Annotated in this window: 10 protein-coding genes; 7 read left to right on the plus strand and 3 right to left on the minus strand. The window is 67.3% G+C overall.

All coding sequences use genetic code 11. From position 1 onward, the window contains the following. Positions 1–240 precede the first annotated feature (240 nt). The 6 genes from WMF31_RS41995 (at position 241) to WMF31_RS42020 (ending at position 17,347) form a co-directional block, all read left to right on the plus strand. Positions 241–9,288 carry a SpvB/TcaC N-terminal domain-containing protein gene (locus WMF31_RS41995; RefSeq protein WP_436607483.1) on the plus strand — a complete coding sequence of 3,016 codons (9,048 nt, stop codon included), beginning with the start codon at positions 241–243 and terminating at the stop codon, positions 9,286–9,288. A 1-nt stretch (position 9,289) separates the two neighbouring features. Then, positions 9,290–9,835 (plus strand): hypothetical protein, encoded by a 546-nt coding sequence (locus WMF31_RS42000; RefSeq protein WP_436607484.1) that lies wholly within the window; start codon positions 9,290–9,292, stop codon positions 9,833–9,835. A gap of 120 nt (positions 9,836–9,955) precedes the next feature. Beyond that, positions 9,956–13,360 carry an RHS repeat domain-containing protein gene (locus WMF31_RS42005; protein ID WP_436607485.1) on the plus strand — a complete coding sequence of 1,135 codons (3,405 nt, stop codon included), beginning with the start codon at positions 9,956–9,958 and terminating at the stop codon, positions 13,358–13,360. Positions 13,361–13,362: 2 nt separating this feature from the next. Next, positions 13,363–13,902, plus strand: a complete 540-nt coding sequence (locus WMF31_RS42010) for a hypothetical protein (RefSeq protein ID WP_129356195.1) — start codon at positions 13,363–13,365, stop codon at positions 13,900–13,902. Beyond that, entirely contained in the window at positions 13,892–16,732 is a 2,841-nt protein-coding gene (locus WMF31_RS42015; RefSeq protein ID WP_436607486.1) for an RHS repeat domain-containing protein, read from the plus strand. The genes WMF31_RS42010 and WMF31_RS42015 overlap by 11 nt, the downstream gene beginning before the upstream one ends. 303 nt (positions 16,733–17,035) lie before the next feature. After that, entirely contained in the window at positions 17,036–17,347 is a 312-nt protein-coding gene (locus WMF31_RS42020; protein ID WP_436607487.1) for a hypothetical protein, read from the plus strand. Between the two features lie 24 nt (positions 17,348–17,371). Here WMF31_RS42020 and WMF31_RS42025 read toward each other — a convergent pair whose 3' ends face one another. From WMF31_RS42025 to istA, 3 genes are all read right to left on the minus strand, one after another. Next, on the minus strand, positions 17,372–18,775 hold the full coding sequence (locus WMF31_RS42025) for an IS110 family transposase (RefSeq protein ID WP_436607488.1): 1,404 nt from the start codon (positions 18,773–18,775) through the stop codon (positions 17,372–17,374). Positions 18,776–18,926: 151 nt separating this feature from the next. Beyond that, positions 18,927–19,688 carry an ATP-binding protein gene (locus tag WMF31_RS42030; RefSeq protein WP_436607147.1) on the minus strand — a complete coding sequence of 254 codons (762 nt, stop codon included), beginning with the start codon at positions 19,686–19,688 and terminating at the stop codon, positions 18,927–18,929. Continuing rightward, entirely contained in the window at positions 19,685–21,172 is a 1,488-nt protein-coding gene (gene istA, locus WMF31_RS42035) for an IS21 family transposase (RefSeq protein ID WP_436607148.1), read from the minus strand. Before istA ends, WMF31_RS42030 begins: the two co-directional genes overlap by 4 nt. 225 nt (positions 21,173–21,397) lie before the next feature. On the opposite strand from istA, the gene WMF31_RS42040 reads away from it, so the two are divergent. Then, positions 21,398–21,688 (plus strand): hypothetical protein, encoded by a 291-nt coding sequence (locus tag WMF31_RS42040; RefSeq protein ID WP_436601510.1) that lies wholly within the window; start codon positions 21,398–21,400, stop codon positions 21,686–21,688. Positions 21,689–22,239: the final 551 nt, after the last annotated feature.

Below are 22,239 nucleotides of genomic sequence, written 5' to 3' on the forward strand. Positions count from 1 at the left end.
GGAGCGGACGGCGATGACCTGTCATCGGTTGTAATCGGCGCGGCTTGCCACCGCCTCCTCGATGAAAGCCGCGCCCTGAGCTGTCATCGGTTGTTATCGGTCGCGGCTTGCCGCCGCGTCCTCGGGGGCCAGCCGCGTCCCGAGCTGTAATCGGTTGTTATCGAGCTGTGTGTTGACAATGCATGTTTGCTGGAGAATCCTGCGCGCGTTTTCGTGAGACCTTGCATCAGGGGAATCGATATGCGGGTGGGTTGGCTGCTTCGTCTTGCGGTGTTCTTCGGGGTGGTGCTGCTGCTCGGGCGGGGGCACGAGGGGGTCGCGCTGGCAGAGCCGCTGGCGACTCGTCTTCTGCCGCTCTCGCCTCCGGGCGGCGGGATCGCGCTGTCGACGATGCCATTGCGGTTATCGCGGGACGGCGGCGGGCGCATGGCGACTGGGCCCGATGTCGGTGCGCCGCCGGTTCCGGACGCGGGGGCGCCGCATGGCGAGATCGTGCGGCCCGACGAGGCGCGGGTGATCGCGTTCGAGGGGGCCGTGCTGGAGATCCCGCAGGGAGCGGTGGACGAGCCGGTGCGGATCACGATCCGGCCGCTCGATCCGGGCGAGGTGCGGCCGATGGGGCGGGCGATGGTGAACGTCACGCCCGGCGGGCGGGCGTACCGGTTCGGGCCGCACGGCCTGAAGTTCAAGAAGCCCGTGCGCCTGACGCTGCCCTACGACGAGGGCGCGGTGCCTCCGGGGATGACGGCACAGCACGTGAGCGGCTTCTACTTCGACGAGGCGCTCGGCCAGTGGGAGCGCGTCGCGCGCGACGGCGAGCCCGCGCAGGGCAAGCTGGCGAGCCTGACCGACCATTTCACCGATTTCATCAACGCGACGCTGGCGATGCCGGACGCGCCGGGCACGCGCAGCTTCGATCCGAACAGCATCAAGGGGCTCGCGCTGGGCAGCCCGCTCGCGGGGGTGACGTTGATCGCGCCGCCGGAGGCGAGCTCGAGCGGCGCCGCGCGGCTGCGCCACGCCATCGAGGTTCCTCCGGGGCGAAACGGGATCGAGCCGGCGATCTCCATCGAGTACGACAGCGAGCATCGCAACGGGTGGCTCGGCGTCGGGTGGGATCTCCGGCTCTCGAGCCTCGAGATCGACACGCGCTTCGGCGTGCCGAGGTATGCGGCGGGAGAGGAGCCGCGCTACCTGCTCGACGGCAGCGAGCTCGTGCCCGCCGTGGCCGACGGGCCGTGCGGGGATCCGTGCGCGTACCGGCGGCGGGTGGAGGGGCGATTCGATCGCATCCTGCGCCGTGGCGGCGGGCCCACCAGCTACTTCTGGGAGGTCACGGACAAGGACGGGACGACCTACGTTTACGGTCGCAGCGCGAGCGCGCGGCTCGACGATCCGGAGCCCGGTCCGGACCAGCCGCGCAACGTGTTCCGCTGGTACCTGGAGGAGGTCCGCGACACGTTCGGCAACCAGATGTGGATCCATTACGGCCGGGATACCGCGCAGGGCTCGGCGCCGCGCATCGAGGTGCACCCCGAGCGCATCGAGTACACGGCGAATGCGTCGCAGGACGTGGAAGCGGCGTATGCGGTGGACTTCGTGACCGAGACCGGGCGGCCCGACGTCCTGCTCAGCGGCAGGCCAGGCTTCCTGGAGCGGACGGCCGAGCGGCTGGCGCGGGTCGACGTGCGGTTCGGAAACACCGTGATCCGCAGCTACGTGCTGGACTACGCGCGGGGCGACTTCGGCAAGAGCCTGCTCCGGGCGATCGCGCTCCACGGTCGAGGCACCCGGCAGGAGGACGGGCAGGTGGCGCTCGGCCAGGAGCTGTATCGCCACACGTTCGATTATTTCACCGCGCCGCGCAACGCCGAGGGCCAGGTGGCGGCGTTCGCGCAGGCGGCCGAGGTGTGGGGGCACGCGCGGCGGGAAGGAGGCCTGTCGCGCTCGGAGGACTCGACCGTCGGCGGCAGCGCGTCCGTGGGGCTGGGCATCGGCCCGTTCTCGATCTCGGTGGGCGGAGGCGGCTTCTCCGGCGACGAGCTGGTGCGCGGGAGCGTGTTCGATCTGAACGGCGACGGGATGCCGGACTTCCTCTACGACGGCGGCAATGCGGGTTTGAGCTTCCTTCGCGCGGCGCCGGGAAACCATCTCGCGACGGCGAGCGTTCCCGGGTTGCTCCAGGACGCCCTCGGCCTGACGGACCGCTCGGGGTGGAGCGTGCACGCGGGGCTCAATGTCGCCGTGCTGAGCGGCTCGGTGTCGTACACGCGGAGCAGCACCGAGGACGAGCGGATCGTGACGGACATCAACGGCGACGGGTATCCCGATCTGGTCTCGACCGGCGCGCTCGGGACCGTGGTCGCCGCGCTGAACGACCGGCGGGGCCGGTTCGGGAGCCCAGCGCCGTGGGGCGAGCTCGGACTGGGCGCGCCCTCGGGGCATCCCGACTTTGCCCAGGCGGCGCGCGAGGACTTCCATCCGGCCGATCCGCTCCTGCGCTGGATCGCGCCGTTCGCGGGGGACATCCGCATCGGCGGTGTGGTGCAGAAGCAGGCGGCGGGCGGCGACGGGGTGCGCGTCGAGATCGTGCAGAGCGGTGAGGCGGAGCCGCTGTTCAACGATGTGATCGAAGGGGACGACGTGACGCCGTGCGCCCTTGGCGCGCACGGGTGCGGGGGCGGCGCGCTGACGACCCATGTCGCCGTGGGCGACCGGATCTATTTCCGGGTGAGCGCGGCGCCGACGATCGATCCCGAGGCGGCCGTGGATACGACGGCCGATCTCCTGTCCTGGAGCCCGACGATCACGTACGTGGTCGACGAGGCGCAGCTCGGGCAGATCGGCCCGGACGGGGCGCCGCTCCACCACTTCGACTACAGCCAGGATCACCGGGTCGCAGGGCGGCCCGACGTGCCGTGGGTGGCGCCGGCGGACGGCGTGGTGCGGATCCTGGGCGATCTCACGAAGCAAGAGACGAGCGATGATCTGTGGGTGGCGATCGTGCGCGAGCGCGACGGTGAGAGCGAGTCGCTCCTCCAGTTGCAGCGGGTGGGCGCGGAGGACGGCGGGCTCGAGCTCGACGAGCTCAAGCGCGATGGGAAGCTGCCCGACCTGATCCCGGTGAACGCGGGCGATCGGATCCGCTTCCGGGTGAGATCGGATGTGCCCGACGACCCGGCGCTCATCGCGTGGGATCCGGTGATCCGGTACGAGGAGTACACGCGCGTGGATCGCGCGACGGGCACGCCGCGCCGCGGTCAGGTCGAGTGCGGGGTGCAGCCGAACGGCCAGACCGGGTGCATGCTGCACAACGACGGGCCCGGGGATGTGCCGCTGCCGCTGTCGCTCATCGAGCAGCGGGCGTTCGTGTCGATGCCGGTGGCGCGATGGTTGCCCGGGGCGCGTCGGGTGTCGTGGATCGCGCCGAGCACGGGGACGGCGCGGCTGGACGTGTCGCTGTTCGTGCCGGGGGCCAACTGGTCCGGCAACCCGCTGACGGTGGTGGTGCAAGGGGTGCATCGGCTGCTGTACAAGCATGACTTCGTGGCGCTCAGCAGCGCTGGCAGCTTCTACAACGTGCCCATCGACGTGGAGGTCGAGGCCGGCGAGCCCATCTATGTCGCGGTCTTCGCGGGGCAGATCGCGGACGGCTACTCCGCGACCGCGTGGATTGACGGCGAGCAGGTCCCCGTGGGCCTGCTGGCCCCGTACGCCGCGTCCGAGGTGGGGGCCGGGGGCGCACTGCAGGACCCGATGGCGGGCGGGTTTCACGGCTGGTCGGCGGGTTTCATCAACGGCGATCACGCCTTCTCCGAAGACGAGATCGTGTTCCCGACCCTCGATCCGGAGCGGGGCTTCACGCTCGCGGTGCCGCTGCCGGACGACGAGACGCCGGTCTGGGGCGCGGCGGCGTCGGATGCGTTCCTGGGGGGCGGCGCGGTCATGCCGTCGATCGTGGGCAGGGTCGGTCGGGGCCAGGGGCGGCTCGGGAGCCTGCGCAGCGCGGAGACGTGGAACGCGGAGGTCGCCGCGAGCCTCCCGAGCCTCGGGGCGGGCTACAGCTTCGGCAGCACGACGTCGGAGCGGGATCTGATCGACATCAACGGCGACCGGCTGCCGGACAGCGTGACGCGCGAGGGGGCGGTGCTCAACACGGGGCGGGGGTTCGGGCCGCACGTCGGCTTCTCGCTGCCGGAGCCGCTGCGGCGCATCGAGCAGCGCACGATCCGGCTGGACGTGAGCGGGTCGATCACGGTCGACAGCGGGAACGAGACGATCTCCGAGGTCGCGAGCGACGGCGCCTCCGAGGGCTTCATTCACACGCGCTTCGGCCTGGGCACCAGCTATGGCCTGTCGGCGACGCACGTGGATCTCATCGACATCAACGGCGATGGCCTCGTGGATCAGGTGAAGCAGGATCCCGAGGGCGGGGCGATGACCGTGGCGTTCAACCTGGGGCATCGGTTCACCGCGCCGGTGCCGCTCGCGCGCGAGCGCTTCCAGAAGCGTGACTTCGAAGCCGGGGACCTCAGCGAGGAGCTCGGCGATATCCTTCACGCGTTCACGGACGTGGCCAGCGTGGACGTGGTGCGGCTGGAGGACACGGGCGCGGACAGCATCGCGCCTGGCCTGGACGCGACCGTGGTCGCGGCGGGCGCGGGGTACACGTACACGACGGCGCGGACGGTGGTGGATTTCGTCGATGTGAACGGCGATGGATTGCCCGACAAGGTGATGAAGGCGCCCGAGGAGGAGTCCTTCCGGGTGCAGCTCAACCTCGGCAGCGCGTTCGCGCCGGAAGAGAGCTGGCCGGCGGGGGCATGGGGCGTGTCGATCGATCCGCCGGAGTACACGTTCATGGGCGGCGGCGACGCGGTGAGCTTCCGCCGATCGGAGAGCTACGAGGGCAGCTTCAGCGTGGAGGTCTGCTACTTCATCTGCGTCGGCGGGTCGGTGTTCTACTCGGAGGGGAGCGGGTCCTCGCAGCTCGGGTTCGAGGACATCGACGGCGACGGGCTCGCGGATCACGTGCTCAAGCGGGACGGGGACGAGGTCGTGTACGCGCGGGTGAACGCGCTCGGCAAGACGAACCTGCTCCGGCGGGTGGACCGGCCGCTCGGCGGGAGCGTCGAGCTGGACTACCGGCGCGAGGGGAACCTGGTGGTGCCGGGCGAGGGGGGGCCGGACGAGGTGGACAGCGCGCCTCTGGTCGACATGCCGTCGAGCCAGTGGGTGCTGAGCGATGTCACCGTGCGCGACGGGGTGGAGGAGACGCCGGGGGTGCACGGCGTGCACACGTACCGGACGAGCATCGAGACGCACTCGGACGGGATCTACGACCGGGATGAGCGCACGCACCTCGGCTACGGGCTCGTCACGACGACGGCGCTCGCCGAGGATGGCGTGACGGCGATGTCGATCGAGGACCTCGAGCATTACAACCACGACTTCTACCGGCGGGGCTTCGTGGCGCGGTCGACGCTGCGCGACGGCGACGGGATGCTCTACACGGTGGAGGAGATCGAGCACGCGCCGCCGCCCGAGGGGCTGGAGGCCCGCGTGGGGTGGTTCTTCCCCAGGGAGACGCGGCGGGAGAGCGCGTATTACGAGGGGACGACGGACGATGCGACGGCTCCGCACAAGCGCACGGTCGAGACACGGGACTTCGATGAGCTCGGCAACCTGACGGGGCTGCACGCCTACGGCGAGGAGGACACGGCGGACGATGATCTGCACCAGACGGTCGGGTACACGGAGCCTGGCTCGGCCTACATCGTCAAGCCGGAGTGGATCGAGACGCGGGACGCGGAAGATCGCTTGTTGCGCAAGCGCACGGCAGAGTACTGGCCGGGAACGGGCGCGCTGCGGTCCGTGACGAACGTCATCTCCGGCGGCAAGCGGCCGGACGGGGTGCCGTACGCGGACGCGGAGGCGACGTGGGCGTTCGCCTTCGACGATCACGGCAACCTCGAGACCTCCACCGACCCGAACGGGTACACGGTGACCTACGGTTACGACGCGACGACGCACAGCTTCCGCACGTGCGTGAGCGACAGCTTCGGGTATCACTCGAACAGCGTGCCGAATCTGCTGTACGGCACGGTCGCGCAGGAGACCGACGTCAACGGCCACACGATGGTGCACCGGTACGACGAGTTCGGCCGGCTGAGCGCGGTCTGGGGGCCGAGTGACCTTGCGGAAGAGGCCGCGGTGCCGGTCGGGTGCGAACCGAGCAAGGTCTGGAGCGCGGAGGAGCTGGACGCGCTGGGCGCCGCGGGGGAGCCGACGGTCGGGTTCGAGTACGCGTTGCAGCCGGACCTGTCGGTGGCGCTGCCTGCGTGGGCGAAGACGAGCCACAAGGACGTGCAGCATCCGGGCGATCCGATCGTGACGGTGACGTTCGCGGACGGGCTGGGGCGGGTGCTGCAGACCAAGAAGGACCTGGAGCGGGACACGGGCACGGGGACCGAGGTGGGGATGAGCGTGAGCGGGGCGGTGGCGTTCGACGCGCTCGGTCGCGTGGTGGACCAGGGGCAGCCGGTGTTCAGCACGGAGCCGGACACGGCATTCGTGGCGGTGGAGATGCTGCGCCCGACGCACCTGCAGCACGACGTGCTGTCGCGTGTGCGGCTGGTGGAGCGGCCGGACACGAACGCGCCGGACGGGTACGCGCGGACGGCGATCGAGCACGACCTGTCCATGTTCGAAGGGCGGCTGTGGTTCGAGGAGATGGTGATCGACGCGAACGGCAAGGTGCGCAATACGTACCGGGACGTCGGTGGCCGGATCGGGGTGGTGGAGGAGTTCAACCGGATCGAGGGGGTGGAGCGGCAGATCGTGACGCGGTACGAGCACAACCCGCTCGACGAGCTGGAGCGTGTAACGGACGCGAACGGGAACGTGACGCAGGCGGCGTACGACACGGTGGGCCGGATGGTGGAGCTGGTGAGCCCGGACGCGGGGCGGACCGAGTGGCGGTACGACCTGGTCGGCAACCTGCGCGCGAAGCAGGACGCGGAGCTCGCCCGGCGAGGGCAGCTCATCCGGTACGAGTACGAGCACAACCGGCTGAGGAAGATCGACTATCCGGTGACGGAGGATGTCGTCTACACGTACGGTGCGCCGAACGAGGGCGGCGACGCGAAGGGCAACCGGGCCGGGCGGGTCAAGGAGGAGACGAGCGCGGCGGGGACGCGCAGCTACGGGTATGATCGATACGGCAACGTGGCGGAGCTGACGGCGGAGTTCCCGAGGCTGCGCGAGCCGCACCGGGGGCCGTACGAGGCGACGATGCGGTACGCGTTCGACGCGCTGGGGCGGATGCAGGAGCTGCGCTTCCCCGGGTCGGGCGAGGAGGTCGTGCGTTACGGGTACGATCACGGCGGGCTGCTCATCACGGCGACCGGCGAGAACCAGGGCATCAATCAGCAGCGCCCGAACGAGCCGAGGACGACGGAGTACCTGAAGCACATCGGGTACGACGAGCACGGGCAGCGGGTGCGCATGGTGGCGGGCAACGGGGTCGAGACGCGGTACCGCTACGACGAGTCGACGCGGAGGCTGGAGGACGTCGACGCGGACCACCAGAGCGCGCAGATGCGGTGGATGGGGCGGGCGCCGAGGCCGTTCCAGCGGCTGCGCTACCGGTATGACCTGGTCGGCAATATCCTGGAGCTGAACAACGAGGTGCCATACGACGACAGCCTCGGCGGCAGCGTGATGGTGGCGGCGACGCAGCAGAGGTTCCAGTACGACGACCTGAATCAGCTCACGGACGCGTCGGGGATCTACCAGGAGCGGGGCAACGAGCAGGAGCGGTACAACCTGGGCCTGAAGTACGACGTCCTCGGGAACGTGGAGGAGAAGGGCCAGGAGGTCGCGAAGTACGCCTCCGATGGCCGCGGCGGCTGGAACAAGCAGTACGAGATCCGGGAGAGCACGTACCGGAACGCGTATCGGTACAACGGCCCGAGGCCGCACGCGCCGAGAGAGGTGGACGAGTACGTGGTCGCGGAGTCACAGCCGCGGCTGCGGGAGCTGCGGTACGACGCGAGCGGTCGCCAGATCGAGTGGCGGTACCGGGGCAGTCCTCAGCGCAGCCTGGAGTGGGACGAGGACGGTCGTCTGGTCCTGGTCAAGGAGAACAACCAGGAGATATCGCGGGCGCTGTACGACGGCGCGGGCGAGCGGCGGGTGCACCTGCACCGGGTCGCCGGGGAGGAGGAGACGGCGTACGTCGACCAGCACCTGGTGCTGCGGAACGGGCAGTACGCGACGAAGCACATCTTCGCGGGGGAGACGCGGATCGCGAGCAAGCTGGACGCGGACTGGCTCCCGGTGCCTCCGGTGCTGTACTACCACCCGGACCACCTCGGGAGCACGCAGTACGTCACGGACGCGGACCAGGCGCTGAGCCAGCACGCGGAGTACCTGCCGAGCGGGGAGCTGTGGGCCGACCAGACGGACTCGCGGTTCCAGAACCGGCAGCCGTACCTGTTCAACGGCAAGGAGCTCGACCTGTCGACGGGGCTCTACCACTACGGGGCGCGGAGCTACGAGCCGCGGCTCGGGGTGTGGTTGAGCCCGGATCCGGTGCTCGCCGACTACATGACCGGCAAGATCAACGGGGGGGTGTACCGGCCGATCAACCTGGGGCTGTATACGTACACCTGGAACAATCCCGTAATTCTCAGGGATCCGAACGGTCGATGGAACGTTTCTCCTGAATGGGAGAAAGTCCTCGCCACGGCCGCTGCGGCAGCATTGGCCGAGCCGACGCCTGCTGGGGAGCTGATTGTCGCTGGTGCCGTCATTGTGGGAGCCGTAGGCTACGGCGGATATCTGATCTATGATGTGGTGACGAGTGGAGATACGCCCAAGCCCTCCGACGCTGCGCCTGCGCCTGCACCCCCTGCGACCGTACCATCGCCTCCGCCTCCGCCAGCGACGGGAGGGGGTGGAGCGAAGGGCCCTCCCAAGCCGCCTAAGCCACCTGCTCATGTCCACGCAGAGCCGCCGAAGAAGCCGAGAACTCCTGTCGAGATTCTGACGGAGAAACTTGGAAGGAAGCCCACCAAGAAAGAACTGGCAAACTTTGAGAACCAGCTCAAATCGAGCGTTCCGCAAAGCTCAGCCGACGTCCGTGCCGCTCAGGCGGGAGGAGCACTCAAGGGAGGTCATAAATCGGGAGCTAGAGGCTCCACACGTCAGAAGCATCAAGAAGGAGACGCGAGGCGCGGACGCGACCAGTTCGGAGAAAAAGGCGACAAGAGGAGGGAGTACTGAAATGTCGTTGCTCATGACCCAGTTGCAGCAGTTCGTAGAAACGCGATCGGTGGTTGACCTGTATCGAGAGAGGCTCTCGAAAGAGGGTCTGATGGGTGTGATTATTGGAGTTTCGGAGTATGTGATTCTGCTACGCAGGATCGATGAGCAGTATGAATGTGACGGTGTTACCGCGGTTCGTCCAGGTGACGTTACGCGTGTGCGGGCCCACGATCGAGAGCTGCTAATGGTTGGGGAAATGCTTGTTTATGACGAAGTCTGTCCTCCGTTGGATGATGTTTGCTTGGTTGAGCTTTCGGCGGCGATGACGGTTCTTGGTCGTCGTTACGGAGCAGTGACCCTATACGTTGAGGCCTTGGATCCGGCGCTGGCCCTTTCAGGAGAGCCTGATGAGATCGACGATAATTTTCTCGTTCTTCGACAGTGGGGAACCGCGCGCACCCTTGATAAGTACAAGACGCTGCTGCGACTGAATGAGATTACAAGGGTAGACAGTGGTACGAAATACCTTCAGTGCCTCGCGAGGGCGTATTCGCTCACAAAATAAAATGGTAGGAGCACGCTAACAGACGGCGTCTCCGACGGTAAGCTGCGGGACGAGACGCCGGACGCGGAGGCGACGTGGACTTACGGTTACGACGCGACGACGCACAGCTTCCGCACGTGCGTGAGCGACAGCTTCGGGTATCACTCGAACAGCGTGCCGAACCTCCTGTACGGCACGATCGCGCAGGAGACCGATGTCAACGGCCACACGATGGTGCACCGGTACGACGAGTTCGGCCGGCTGAGCGCGGTCTGGGGGCCGAGCGACCTTGCGGAAGAGAGCGCGGTGCCGGTCGGGTGCGAACCGAGCAAGGTCTGGAGCGCGGAGGAGCTGGACGCGCTGGGCGCCGCGGGGGAGCCGACGGTCGGGTTCGAGTACGCGTTGCAGCCGGACCTGTCGGTGGCGCTGCCTGCGTGGGCGAAGACGAGCCACAAGGACGTGCAGCACCCGGGCGACCCGATCGTGACGGTGACGTTCGCGGACGGGCTGGGGCGGGTGCTGCAGACCAAGAAGGACCTGGAGCGGGACACGGGCACGGGGACCGAGGTGGGGATGAGCGTGAGCGGGGCGGTGGCGTTCGACGCGCTCGGTCGCGTGGTGGACCAGGGGCAGCCGGTGTTCAGCACGGAGCCGGACACGGCATTCGTGGCGGTGGAGATGCTGCGCCCGACGCACCTGCAGCACGACGTGCTGTCGCGTGTGCGGCTGGTGGAGCGGCCGGACACGAACGCGCCGGACGGGTACGCGCGGACGGCGATCGAGCACGACCTGTCGGTGTTCGAGGGGCGGCTGCTGTTCGAGGAGATGGTGATCGACGCGAACGGCAAGGTGCGCAATACGTACCGGGACGTCGGTGGCCGGATCGGGGTGGTGGAGGAGTTCAACCGGATTGAGGGGGTGGAGCGGCAGATCGTGACGCGGTACGAGCACAACCCGCTCGACGAGCTGGAGCGTGTAACGGACGCGAACGGGAACGTGACGCAGGCGGCCTACGACACGGTGGGCCGCATGGTGGAGCTGGTGAGCCCGGACGCGGGGCGGACCGAGTGGAGGTACGACCTGGTCGGCAATTTGCGCGCGAAGCAGGACGCGGCGCTCGCCGAGCGGGGGCAGCTCATCCGGTACGAGTACGATCACAACCGGCTGAGGAAGATCGACTATCCGGTGACGGAGGATGTCGTCTACACGTACGGTGCGCCGAACGAGGGCGGCGACGCGAAGGGCAACCGGGCCGGGCGGGTCAAGGAGGAGACGAGCGCGGCGGGGACGCGCAGCTACGGGTATGATCGATACGGCAACGTGGCGGAGCTGACGGCGGAGTTCCCGAGGCTGCGCGAGCCGCACCGGGGGCCGTACGAGGCGACGATGCGGTACGCGTTCGACGCGCTGGGGCGGATGCAGGAGCTGCGCTTCCCCGGGTCGGGCGAGGAGGTCGTGCGTTACGGGTACGATCACGGCGGGCTGCTCATCACGGCGACCGGCGAGAACCAGGGCATCAATCAGCAGCGCCCGAACGAGCCGAGGACGACGGAGTACCTGAAGCACATCGGGTACGACGAGCACGGGCAGCGGGTGCGCATGGTGGCGGGCAACGGGGTCGAGACGCGGTACCGCTACGACGAGTCGACGCGGAGGCTGGAGGACGTCGACGCGGACCACCAGAGCGCGCAGATGCGGTGGATGGGGCGGGCGCCGAGGCCGTTCCAGCGGCTGCGCTACCGGTATGACCTGGTCGGCAACCTCCTGGAGCTGAACAACGAGGTGCCATACGACGAGAGCCTCGGCGGCAGCGTGATGGTGGCGGCGACGCAGCAGAGGTTCCAGTACGACGACCTGAATCAGCTCACGGACGCGTCGGGGATCTACCAGGAGCGGGGCAACGAGCAGGAGCGGTACAACCTGGGCCTGAAGTACGACGTCCTCGGGAACGTGGAGGAGAAGGGCCAGGAGGTCGCGAAGTACGCCTCCGATGGCTGCGGCGGCTGGAACAAGCAGTACGAGATCCGGGAGAGCACGTACCGGAACGCGTATCGGTACAACGGCCCGAGGCCGCACGCGCCGAGAGAGGTGGACGAGTACGTGGTCGCGGAGTCACAGCCGCGGCTGCGGGAGCTGCGGTACGACGCGAGCGGTCGCCAGATCGAGTGGCGGTACCGGGGCAGTCCTCAGCGCAGCCTGGAGTGGGACGAGGATGGTCGTCTGGTCCTGGTCAAGGAGAACAATCAGGAGATCTCGCGGGCGCTGTACGACGGCGCGGGCGAGCGGCGGGTGCACCTGCACCGGGTCGCCGGGGAGGAGGAGACGGCGTACGTCGACCAGCACCTGGTGCTGCGGAACGGGCAGTACGCGACGAAGCACCTCTTCGCGGGGGAGACGCGGATCGCGAGCAAGCTGGACGCGGACTGGCTCCCGGTGCCTCCGGTGCTGTACTACCACCCGGACCACCTCGGGAGCACGCAGTACGTCACGGACGCGGACCAGGCGCTGAGCCAGCACGCGGAGTACCTGCCGAGCGGGGAGCTGTGGGCCGACCAGACGGACTCGCGGTTCCAGAACCGGCAGCCGTACCTGTTCAACGGCAAGGAGCTCGACCTGTCGACGGGGCTCTACCACTACGGGGCGCGGAGCTACGAGCCGCGGCTCGGGGTGTGGTTGAGCCCGGATCCGGTGCTCGCCGACTACATGACCGGCAGGATCAACGGGGGGGTGTACCGGCCGATCAACATGGGGCTGTACACGTACACCTGGAACAACCCGCTTGTGCTCACGGATCCCACGGGGCAATGGCCGACAGCAGAGGAAATCGAAGCGGGCCTGGCGCGTGCAGGGGACACCGTGCTCGGCTTCTCGTACGGATTTGTGCTCGGCGCGACTCCCGTCGTCGGCAATATGGCCGGGTTCCTCCCACCCCCGCGAGACACAGAGTCGTTTCGACTCGGCATGGGCGCGGGGCAGATCGCAGGTGGCGTCGTTCAGATGGCCGCAGGCGGAGCGATCGCCGGAGGATCGGCTGCCGGCGGCGTCGCGGCGACGGTCGGCTCGGGCGGAACGGCGGCGCCTGTAGCGGTCCCGGTCGCGGTGGCAGGCGTCGAGGCGGCGGGGGTGCTCATTGCAAGCGGCAGTGCCGCTGTCATGCAGGGCGCCGTGACCATGCAGATGGCGGCTACGGGTGGAAACAAAGGAGGGAGTAGCGCTGCCGGAGGACAACTGAAGTGGGGTAACCCCAAAAGTGTACCTACCTATGGGCACTCGTTTGAGAGGCATGGGGCAGGGGCGAAGAATACCGCCAGGCTCACTGGTCGAGCGGCAGGTACTAAGGAACCGCAGGGACAATGGTTAGATAACGATGCGGCTGCAACGTTCCTCGCGGAGCAGAGGTCATCTATAGCTGAGGTCAAGGTTGTTGAGATTCCCAAAGGTCTAGGGCAAGTCGTTCGTTCTGACGGTGCGATAGTGCCTGCTACTAAGGCCGTTTTGGTGCCTGCGCCGAACGGCGGATATAAAACCGCATATCCGATAGAGTGAACATGGGGTTTGTGATTCAGTTGGTTGTTCCGCGTTGCGTTCGTTTGGTCGAGGAGGAGGTGCGGATCTACGATAATGAATTGGACGATGTTAGGTCAATAATCCACGATGTTTGCTCTGTGATTCATGATATTCCAGGTGTTGAGTTTCGTGTTGCGATCTGTTCCGATGAATTGTGGCCAGTGACGGTGGACACAGATCTGTGTGTGGTCATGGAGCAACTTCCTGATGTTATTCGTGGTATCAAGGCTGGTGCGTTGGCTAAGTTAGACTTTTACGAGCAAGGAATCGAGCAAAGCGTCGCGTTTCGGGTGGATGGTAGCATTGTGGTGGTGGAATGTCGTCGTCTTGTCGACCCTGATAGGCACCCGAAAGGTGTGACCGTTGTTCCGGTGGCTTACGTGTTGAGCTCGTTGTGTGGGCTCGCTACGGAGTTCGTTCGAGTTGGTCGTTTTGTTTGCCCCGTTGCGACTAGTCACCCTTGGTTCGTGGATTGGTGTAGGGGTCTGATGCCGCTGTTAGGACGGGGCGGTGGCACTTGACGCGCTCGTTCGCGTGGAGGACCAGGGGCAGCCGGTGTTCAGCACCGAGCCGGACACGGCGTTCGTGGCGGTGGAGATGCTGCGCCCGACGCACATGCAGCACGACGTGCTGTCGCGGGTGCGGCTGGTGGAGCGGCCGGACACGAACGGGTCGGACGGGTACGCGCGGACGGCGATCGAGCACGACCTGTCGATGTTCGAGGGGCGGCTGCTGTTCGAGGAAATGGTGATCGACGCGAACGGCAAGGTGCGCAACACCTACCGAGACGTCGGTGGCCGGATCGGTGCGGTGGAGGAGTTCAATCGGATCGAAGGGGTGGAGCGGCAGATCGTGACGCGGTACGAGCACAACCCGCTCGACGAGCTGGAGCGTGTAACGGACGCGAACGGGAACGTGACGCAGGCGGCCTACGACACGGTGGGCCGCATGGTGGAGCTGGTGAGCCCGGACGCGGGGCGGACCGAGTGGCGGTACGACCTGGTCGGCAACCTGCGCGCGAAGCAGGACGCGGAGCTCGCCCAGCGGGGGCAGCTCATCCGGTACGAGTACGAGCACAACCGGCTGAGGAAGATCGACTATCCGGTGACGGAGGATGTCGTCTACACGTACGGCGCGCCGAACGAGGGCGGCGACGCGAAGGGCAACCGCGCCGGGCGGGTGAAGGAGGAGACGAGCGCGGCGGGGACGCGCAGCTACGGGTATGATCGATTCGGCAACGTGGCGGAGCTGACGGCGGAGTTCCCGAGGCTGCGCGAGCCGCACCGGGGGCCGTACGAGGCGACGATGCGGTACGCGTTCGACGCGCTGGGGCGGATGCAGGAGCTGCGCTTCCCCGGGTCGGGCGAGGAGGTCGTGCGTTACGGGTACGATCACGGCGGGCTGCTCATCACGGCGACCGGCGAGAACCAGGGCATCAATCAGCAGCGCCCGAACGAGCCGAGGACGACGGAGTACCTGAAGCACATCGGGTACGACGAGCACGGGCAGCGGGTGCGCATGGTGGCGGGCAACGGGGTCGAGACGCGGTACCGCTACGACGAGTCGACGCGGAGGCTGGAGGACGTCGACGCGGACCACCAGAGCGCGCAGATGCGGTGGATGGGGCGGGCGCCGAGGCCGTTCCAGCGGCTGCGCTACCGGTATGACCTGGTCGGCAACCTCCTGGAGCTGAACAACGAGGTGCCATACGACGAGAGCCTCGGCGGCAGCGTGATGGTGGCGGCGACGCAGCAGAGGTTCCAGTACGACGACCTGAATCAGCTCACGGACGCGTCGGGGATCTACCAGGAGCGAAGCAACGAGCAGGAGCGGTACAACCTGGGCCTGAAGTACGACGTCCTCGGGAACGTGGAGGAGAAGGGCCAGGAGGTCGCGAAGTACGCCTCCGATGGCCGCGGTGGCTGGAACAAGCAGTACGAGATCCGGGAGAGCACGTACCGGAACGCGTACCGGTACAACGGCCCGAGGCCGCACGCGCCGAGAGAGGTGGACGAGTACGTGGTCGCGGAGTCGCAGCCGCGGCTGCGGGAGCTGCGGTACGACGCGAGCGGTCGCCAGATCGAGTGGCGGTACCGGGGCAATCATCAGCGAAGCCTGGAGTGGGACGAGGATGGTCGTCTGGTCCTGGTCAAGGAGAACACCCAGGAGATCTCGCGGGCGCTGTACGACGGCGCGGGCGAGCGGCGGGTGCACCTGCACCGGGTGGCCGGGGAGGAGGAGACGGCGTACGTCGATCAGCACCTGGTGCTGCGGAACGGGCAGTACGCGACGAAGCACATCTTCGCGGGGGAGACGCGGATCGCGAGCAAGCTGGATGCGGACTGGCTCCCGGTGCCTCCGGTGCTGTACTACCACCCGGACCACCTCGGGAGCACGCAGTACGTCACGGACGCGGACCAGGCGCTGAGCCAGCACGCGGAGTACCTGCCGAGCGGGGAGCTGTGGGCCGACCAGACGGACTCGCGGTTCCAGAACCGGCAGCCGTACCTGTTCAACGGCAAGGAGCTCGACCTGTCGACGGGGCTCTACCACTACGGGGCGCGGAGCTACGAGCCGCGGCTCGGGGTGTGGTTGAGCCCGGATCCGATCCTCGACCAGTACATGCGGGGGGCGCCGAACGGCGGCGTGTACGACCCGATTCATCTAGGGCTATTTACGTACACGCGGAATAATCCGCTGAAATTCGTCGATCCAACGGGGCTCGCTGAGACATGTGTCGACGGTGTCTGCCAAGAGTTCGTAGCGCCAGAGGATGTGAGCTCTCAAGTCTCCACGCAGCTCGTCGACCAATGCGCCTCGGCCTCATGCATGAGCTTAGGTACTCGCCTGCAGCATTGGCAGGAGATCGATCGAACGCGAACCGCGGCCGAGGACAAGCCGCTGGAGGCGTCGCTGATCGATCCGATTGATGTAGTGGGTATGAGTGCAGCCACCACCTTGGCCAAGATCGGCAGAAAAGCCATTGTCAGAATTGCCGCACTGAAGGCTGGTGCAAATGCGGAGGTGGTAGCTGCTGCGAAGAAGGCAGGCGATGTTATACATCTCCCGCAGTCCTTGGGAGCTGCTGCAAAAGATCTCTTCGTGCGCGGCGGCGGGAGGTTGGTGAGTCGAGAAATAACTCAGGTGGAAAGAATTGCCTCTGGGCGAGGAATCAGAGAGGTCAACAGGCTGGTGCGCGAGTATGGAGGCAAGCCAGCGAATTGGTACAAGATGAAAGGTGTTGCAGCTGTTGAGCGAGTTGGTGGCGGAATCGGACGTGCAGAAGTTCACTGGTACCAGGGGCACGGTGTAGGCCGTGTCGAGTTCAAGGTAAAGAAATGGCTGGATTAATGAGGGTTCGCTGCGTCAACAATCGCCCTTTCCTCCGGGAGCGAGGGGGGGCACTGGTGCGGGAATTTGGCTCGGGAGAAATGGTTAGTTTGACTAGAGGGCGAGTGTACGAGGTTCTAAATATGGAGCGCGGTTGGTATAGAATTGTGGACGATACGGGAGATGATTACATCTATCCGCCGGATATTTTTGAGATTGTGGATTAATGCTGTGATTGTGGGTTTTGGTATGATTGGAATGTGATGGGGTCACGTATGCGATCAAGCGAAACTGTCGAGTTGTTCGGCGGCCTGGATTTAGCGGATGAGGAAGATCGACTATCCGGTGACGGAGGATGTCGTCTACACGTACGGCGCGCCGAACGAGGGCGGCGACGCGAAGGGCAACCGGGCCGGGCGGGTCAAGGAGGAGACGAGCGCGGCGGGGACGCGCAGCTACGGGTATGATCGATTCGGCAATGTGGCGGAGCTGACGGCGGAGTTCCCGAGGCTGCGCGAGCCGCACCGGGGTCCGTACGAGGCGACGATGCGGTACGCGTTCGACGCGCTGGGGCGGATGCAGGAGCTGCGCTTCCCCGGGTCGGGCGAGGAGGTCGTGCGCTACGGGTACCTATGAACGTGTCAAGCTCGGGACAGCGATTCACGTCGACCTCCGGCCGAGAGAAGGGGTCTGCGTGGACTTGGCCCGCCGCGGTGCCGCGGGCGCTCGCCCGGCGGACGGTCGCGGGCCAGGGCACCGAGGCGAAACGGCCCCAGGCACGTCGGGCGGCTCGGGCGCCGCAGCGCGACGAGGCAGCCGCTGAGGGCGGCTGGTCTGCGCGACGTGCTTGAGCACCTTCTGCTGGCGCAGCATGCGCAACTCGCCGTCGGACAGCGGTGCGATCGGCGGCAGCCCCTCGCGCTCGTAGATCGTGTCGAGCGCCGGTACGGTGCGGGTGCGCACGCCCGAGCCGTAGGCCTTGGGCCGCGGCTGTCCCTTCGGCAGCCCGGGCCGGAGCCGCTCGCCGGTCGCCTTCACCCGCATTCTGGAGAGCTTGGTCTCCGTCGAGCGCGGGATGGCGTAGCGGTAGGGTTCGTTGTTCTTCAGCATATGCCAGGCAATCGTGACGAGCTTGCGCGCCGTCGCTACCACCGCCACGTTGCGGTTCTTCTTCTTGGCGAGGCGGCGGAAGAAGACGCCCAAGGGACCAGGGTGCGCGGACAGATGCTGAGCCGCTTGCACAAGCATCCAGCGCGCCTGCCCTTTGCCCTGCTTGGTGATCGGGCCGTGGTAGCAATGCTCCGCCGACTGTCGGGTCGAGGGCACGAGCCCCATGTAACTCGCAGCAGCGTCGGGATCTTTGAAGCGCTGAATGTCACCAAGCGTCGCCAGCAGCGTCTGCGCCACCGCCACATCGACCCCCGGCAGCGTCATGAGCAGCCGCACCCGTGGGTCATCGTACCCATCTTCCGCGAGCGCCTCATCCACGGCTGTCATCTCTATCTCGATCTGACGCAGCAATCTCAGCTCGCTGTCGATGGCGAGGCGCCCCGCGGCGTCGAGCTCCAGCATCTGAAGCCAGCGCATGCCCTTCGTTCCAAACAGGTCGCTGACCGGTGGCTCCATCAACCGCTGGTGCAGCACCGCGTGAATGCGGTTCTTGACGCGCGTCCGATCGGAGACCAGCGACGCACGGCGAGCGGTCAGCCGCCGGCGAGCTTGCGTCATTCCGTCCGGCTGCCACACCCGGGGCAAGAAGTCGGCCCGCAACAGTTGAGCCAACACCAGCGCGTCGACCTTGTCCGTCTTCACCTTGGCCTCCGCGATGGCGCGCGTGCGCATCGGATTGGAGACGACGAGCTCGCCGGTGTACGGCCGCAGAAGCTCGACAATGCTCCACGTGTTCGTCGTGGCCTCCAGCGCCACACGGGCATTCGGACCCAGCCGCTTCGTCGCAAAGCGAACGAGCTCCTCTCGGGTGCACTCGAAGCGCTCCCGATGCAGGATGCGGTCGTCCTCGGCGCGAAGCACCACGGCCTCTACCACACGCTTGTGGACATCCAACTGTTGATGATCCCGGCAACCCGCGGGAATTCGGTGAAGTTCACCGGTGAAATCCGCAGTCGATGCCGGTGAAGATCGTGTCGGCTGCCGGTGAAGTTCACCGGTGAAATCCACGTCCGATGCCGGTGAGGTATCCCGGGAAAGAGGCGGCTCAGCGCTTCTTGGCGCGGCGCTGCTTGGTGCGGAGGGCGCTCAGCTCCTTGGCTTCCTTGAGCCGGTAGCTCTCGGCCTCGATCTCGATCACCTCGGCGCGGTGCACGAGCCGGTCGACGAGCGTGACGACGCACGCGGCGTGCGGGAAGACTTGGCCCCAGTCGGAGAAGGCCTTGTTCGTGCTGAGCAGGATCGGCCTCCGCGCCTCGTAGCGACGGGTGACGACCTCGAAGAGCAGGTCGGCGTAGCGGCTATCGTAGGAGAGGTAGCCAACCTCATCGATGCAGAGAAGCGCGGGGACCGTGTAGCGGCGCAGCCTTCGCGCGAGCGCGGCGGAGGATTCCTGCGCGGCGAGGTCGGCGAGCATGTCGCTCGCGGTCGAGAAGCGGACCGTGTGGCCCCGGACGACAGCCTGGTGAGCGACGTTCTTGAGGATCATGGTCTTGCCGACGCCGTTGGGGCCGACGAGCACGGCGTTGTGGCCGGTGGCGACGAAACCGGGGGTGAACAGGTCGTCGACGGCCTCGCGGTCGATCTTCTTGGGCCAGGACCAGTCGAAGTCGCTCATGGGCTTGAAGGTGGCGACGCGGGAGTTCTTGAGGCGGCGTTCGAGACTGCGCTTGTGGCGCTCGCGCTCCTCGATGGCGAGCACCTCGTGAAGCCAGGGCTTGTCGGCGAGCTCATCCAAGCAGGCGAGCAGGCCGAAGAGACCGAGTCTCTTGAGACGGGACTTGGTCTCGGTGGGCGTCAAGTCGGTCATGGCGTCGAGTCCTTCTTCAGGGCGTCGTAGGTGGCGAGTGAATGCGGCGTGACGACGACGTTGGCGTGCTGGCCGCGCGTGACGGGGATCGAGACCGGAGGCGGCAGACGGCGCTCGGAGCGGCGGCGGTCGATCACCTGGCGGACGGCTCCGACGTGGATCGTGTCGCGCTCGAGCACCTCGACGAGGGCCTCTTCGAGCTCGGCGGCGCCGACGGCGTCGAGCATCTGCAGAAGCCGAGCGATCGCGCTGCCGACGTTGTCGCCGCGCTCGGCGACGATGCGCAGGAAGGCCTGGCTGCTGCGGGCGGCGCGGGCGAGGCGATCGAGGCCGCGGTGCTCGCGGGCGCGGCGCTTTTCGTCGACGAGGCGCTGGATGTGCTCGGGCTGCTCGATCTGCTGGCCACGGTCCCACGAGCGGGCGTGGGTCGCGACGATCTCGTTGGCGTCGACGATGCGCACCTGATCGAGGTCGGCGAAGACGACCAGCGTGCGGCGCGTGCGGTCGTGGGGGACGGAGTAGTCGTTGAGATCGAAGCGCGCGTAGGGGGTCTTTCCGATCTCGACCTCGACGCGCTCGTGGGCCGGGAACGGCGTGTCGGGGTGTTGCAAGAGCACGCTGCGCTCGTCGTCGAAGGCCTGGCGCACGGTGCGGCTGCGGTCCTCGACCCAGGAGCGATCGAGCGCCGCGGAGCTTGTCCACTCGGCCGCTTGCCGGTTGAGATCGTCGAGGTCGGCGTAGGCCCGGGCCTCGAAGAACGCCTCACGGACATAGCGGATGGCGCGCTCGACGCGGCCCTTCTCGTTACCGCGGGCGACGGCGACGGGGCGCGGCTCGAAGCGGTAATGGGCTGAGAGATCCAGCAGCATGGGGTGGAACCGGATCGCGTCGCCGTGGCGCTCGACGACGGCGCTCTTGAGGTTGTCGTAGAGCAGCACGCGCGGCACGCCGCCGAAGTCGGCGAACGCCTCGACGTGTCCGCGCACGAAGAAGGGCATCGCCGCGCCCGGGAAGAAGCGCAGGAAGATCCGCCGCGAGTAACTGAGCACCATGACGAAGGCCCAGAGCGGTCGCCGAGCCCGGCCGACAGCCAGTTTGCCGAAGTGCGCCCAGTCAACCTGCGCTTGCTCGCCCGGCAACGTGCGGAGCCGCTGGAATGCCTCCGCCGGCCTCTTGGGGCGGAGACGGCAGATCACTCGGCGCAGATGATCCGGACCGCCCGGATAGCCGCGCTCCTTGAGCATGACGAAGAGGCGACTCGAGCGCAGCGAGGGATACTTGCCGAGCTGCTCGACGATGAAGGGCACGAACGGGTCGACCATGGACGGGCGCGGCGCGACGACCTTCGGGTCGACGCCCGCTTGCCCGAGCACGCGCTGCACGGTGGTGTGGTGCAGCCCGAGCTGGCTGGCGATGGTGCCAACGGGCCACTTCTCGCCGTGGTAGAGGCGCAGGATCTCGGCCTCCTTCTCCTTGGCGATCACCGCCACCTCCCGTCACCGCGGAGGCCCTCGTGGGACGCGGGGAGCGCGTCGGTGGAGAGCTGGCCGAGCGCGCCGCTCGCGCATGGCCCAGTGTGGAAGCCGCGCTCCGCAGAGCGAGCAGCGGCCGACATCTCGGATCCGATCGTCATCGTTGTCCTTTCGGCCGGGGGTGATCTCCGGCGCGACCTGGGACATCGACGCGGCCGCGGCTTCCGTCACCCTGTGATGCGTCACTTTCTGCGCCGAGAACTTGTCCCGCTGCCGCTCGCGGTACCGGGCCTGGCGAGCGGCATGGAGGCGGCGAGCGCGAAGCCGGGTCCGATAGGCGGCGCCGGCGCGGCGGAGCGACTCACGACGCCGGAGCGGGCGGCAGTCGAGGCAGAGGCGCTGGCCGCGATCGCAGCGACGGCAGAGGCGAAGCTGGACGCGGCAGCAGGCGCAGAGGGCGAGGCGGTAGGTGGACGAAGGCAACGAGCTCCATGCCGCCGATTTCTGGACCTGGAGCCCGGCTTGTGATGAGGGTGGGGGACTCCGACAAGGCGGAGCTCCAGAAGGCCCGAGGGTGGCAGCCCTCGGGCCTTCGACTTTTCGGCGGGCCCAACGTCTACGCTGCGGAGGCGAGCGGGGCCCAGATCGGCGCAGGTGGTGCGGGCGGTGAACGGTGAACGCTGGCGATCACGCGGCCGCGGTCTTCACCGATCGGACGCGGGACGTGATGATCACCGACATCCAACCCCACGACAGTCATGATTCACCTCGTGCGGTGCGAGCGGGGTCGTGCTGCCCGGGTGCCCAGGCGAGCGAGTCCCCTTCGCGGGACCCGGCGAGCTGGATGGCCCTCGAGGCCGACGGTCCAGCACGCCGACGAAACAACAGGTCGTACGGCACCTACCTATTCGAGCTCCCAGCTCAACCGGGTGGGCCGGAGGGGCGGTCACATACGACAGCGGGTTCTGGACCCATACTCGTAACCGACCGACCCCGGGGTGAACGACCCCCTCGCACCGCACGTTTGGTTGAGACAGCGTCTCACCCCGTCCCATGCCCGGTGCGAGGGAGGCCAGCAT

The sequence above is a fragment of the Sorangium sp. So ce1036 genome (genome assembly GCF_051369805.1).
GTDB lineage: Bacteria > Myxococcota_A > Polyangia > Polyangiales > Polyangiaceae > Sorangium > Sorangium cellulosum_F.

What these genes read in the sequence shown, in the direction of transcription:
- WMF31_RS42000 (WP_436607484.1), top strand. Translation starts at nt 9,290, where the DNA reads ATGTCGTTGCTCATGACCCAGTTGCAGCAGTTCGTAGAAACGCGATCG.
- WMF31_RS41995 (WP_436607483.1), top strand. Translation starts at nt 241, where the DNA reads ATGCGGGTGGGTTGGCTGCTTCGTCTTGCGGTGTTCTTCGGGGTGGTG.
- WMF31_RS42040 (WP_436601510.1), top strand. Translation starts at nt 21,398, where the DNA reads ATGCGTCACTTTCTGCGCCGAGAACTTGTCCCGCTGCCGCTCGCGGTA.
- WMF31_RS42010 (WP_129356195.1), top strand. Translation starts at nt 13,363, where the DNA reads ATGGGGTTTGTGATTCAGTTGGTTGTTCCGCGTTGCGTTCGTTTGGTC.
- WMF31_RS42030 (WP_436607147.1), bottom strand. Translation starts at nt 19,688, where the DNA reads ATGACCGACTTGACGCCCACCGAGACCAAGTCCCGTCTCAAGAGACTC.
- WMF31_RS42020 (WP_436607487.1), top strand. Translation starts at nt 17,036, where the DNA reads ATGAGGAAGATCGACTATCCGGTGACGGAGGATGTCGTCTACACGTAC.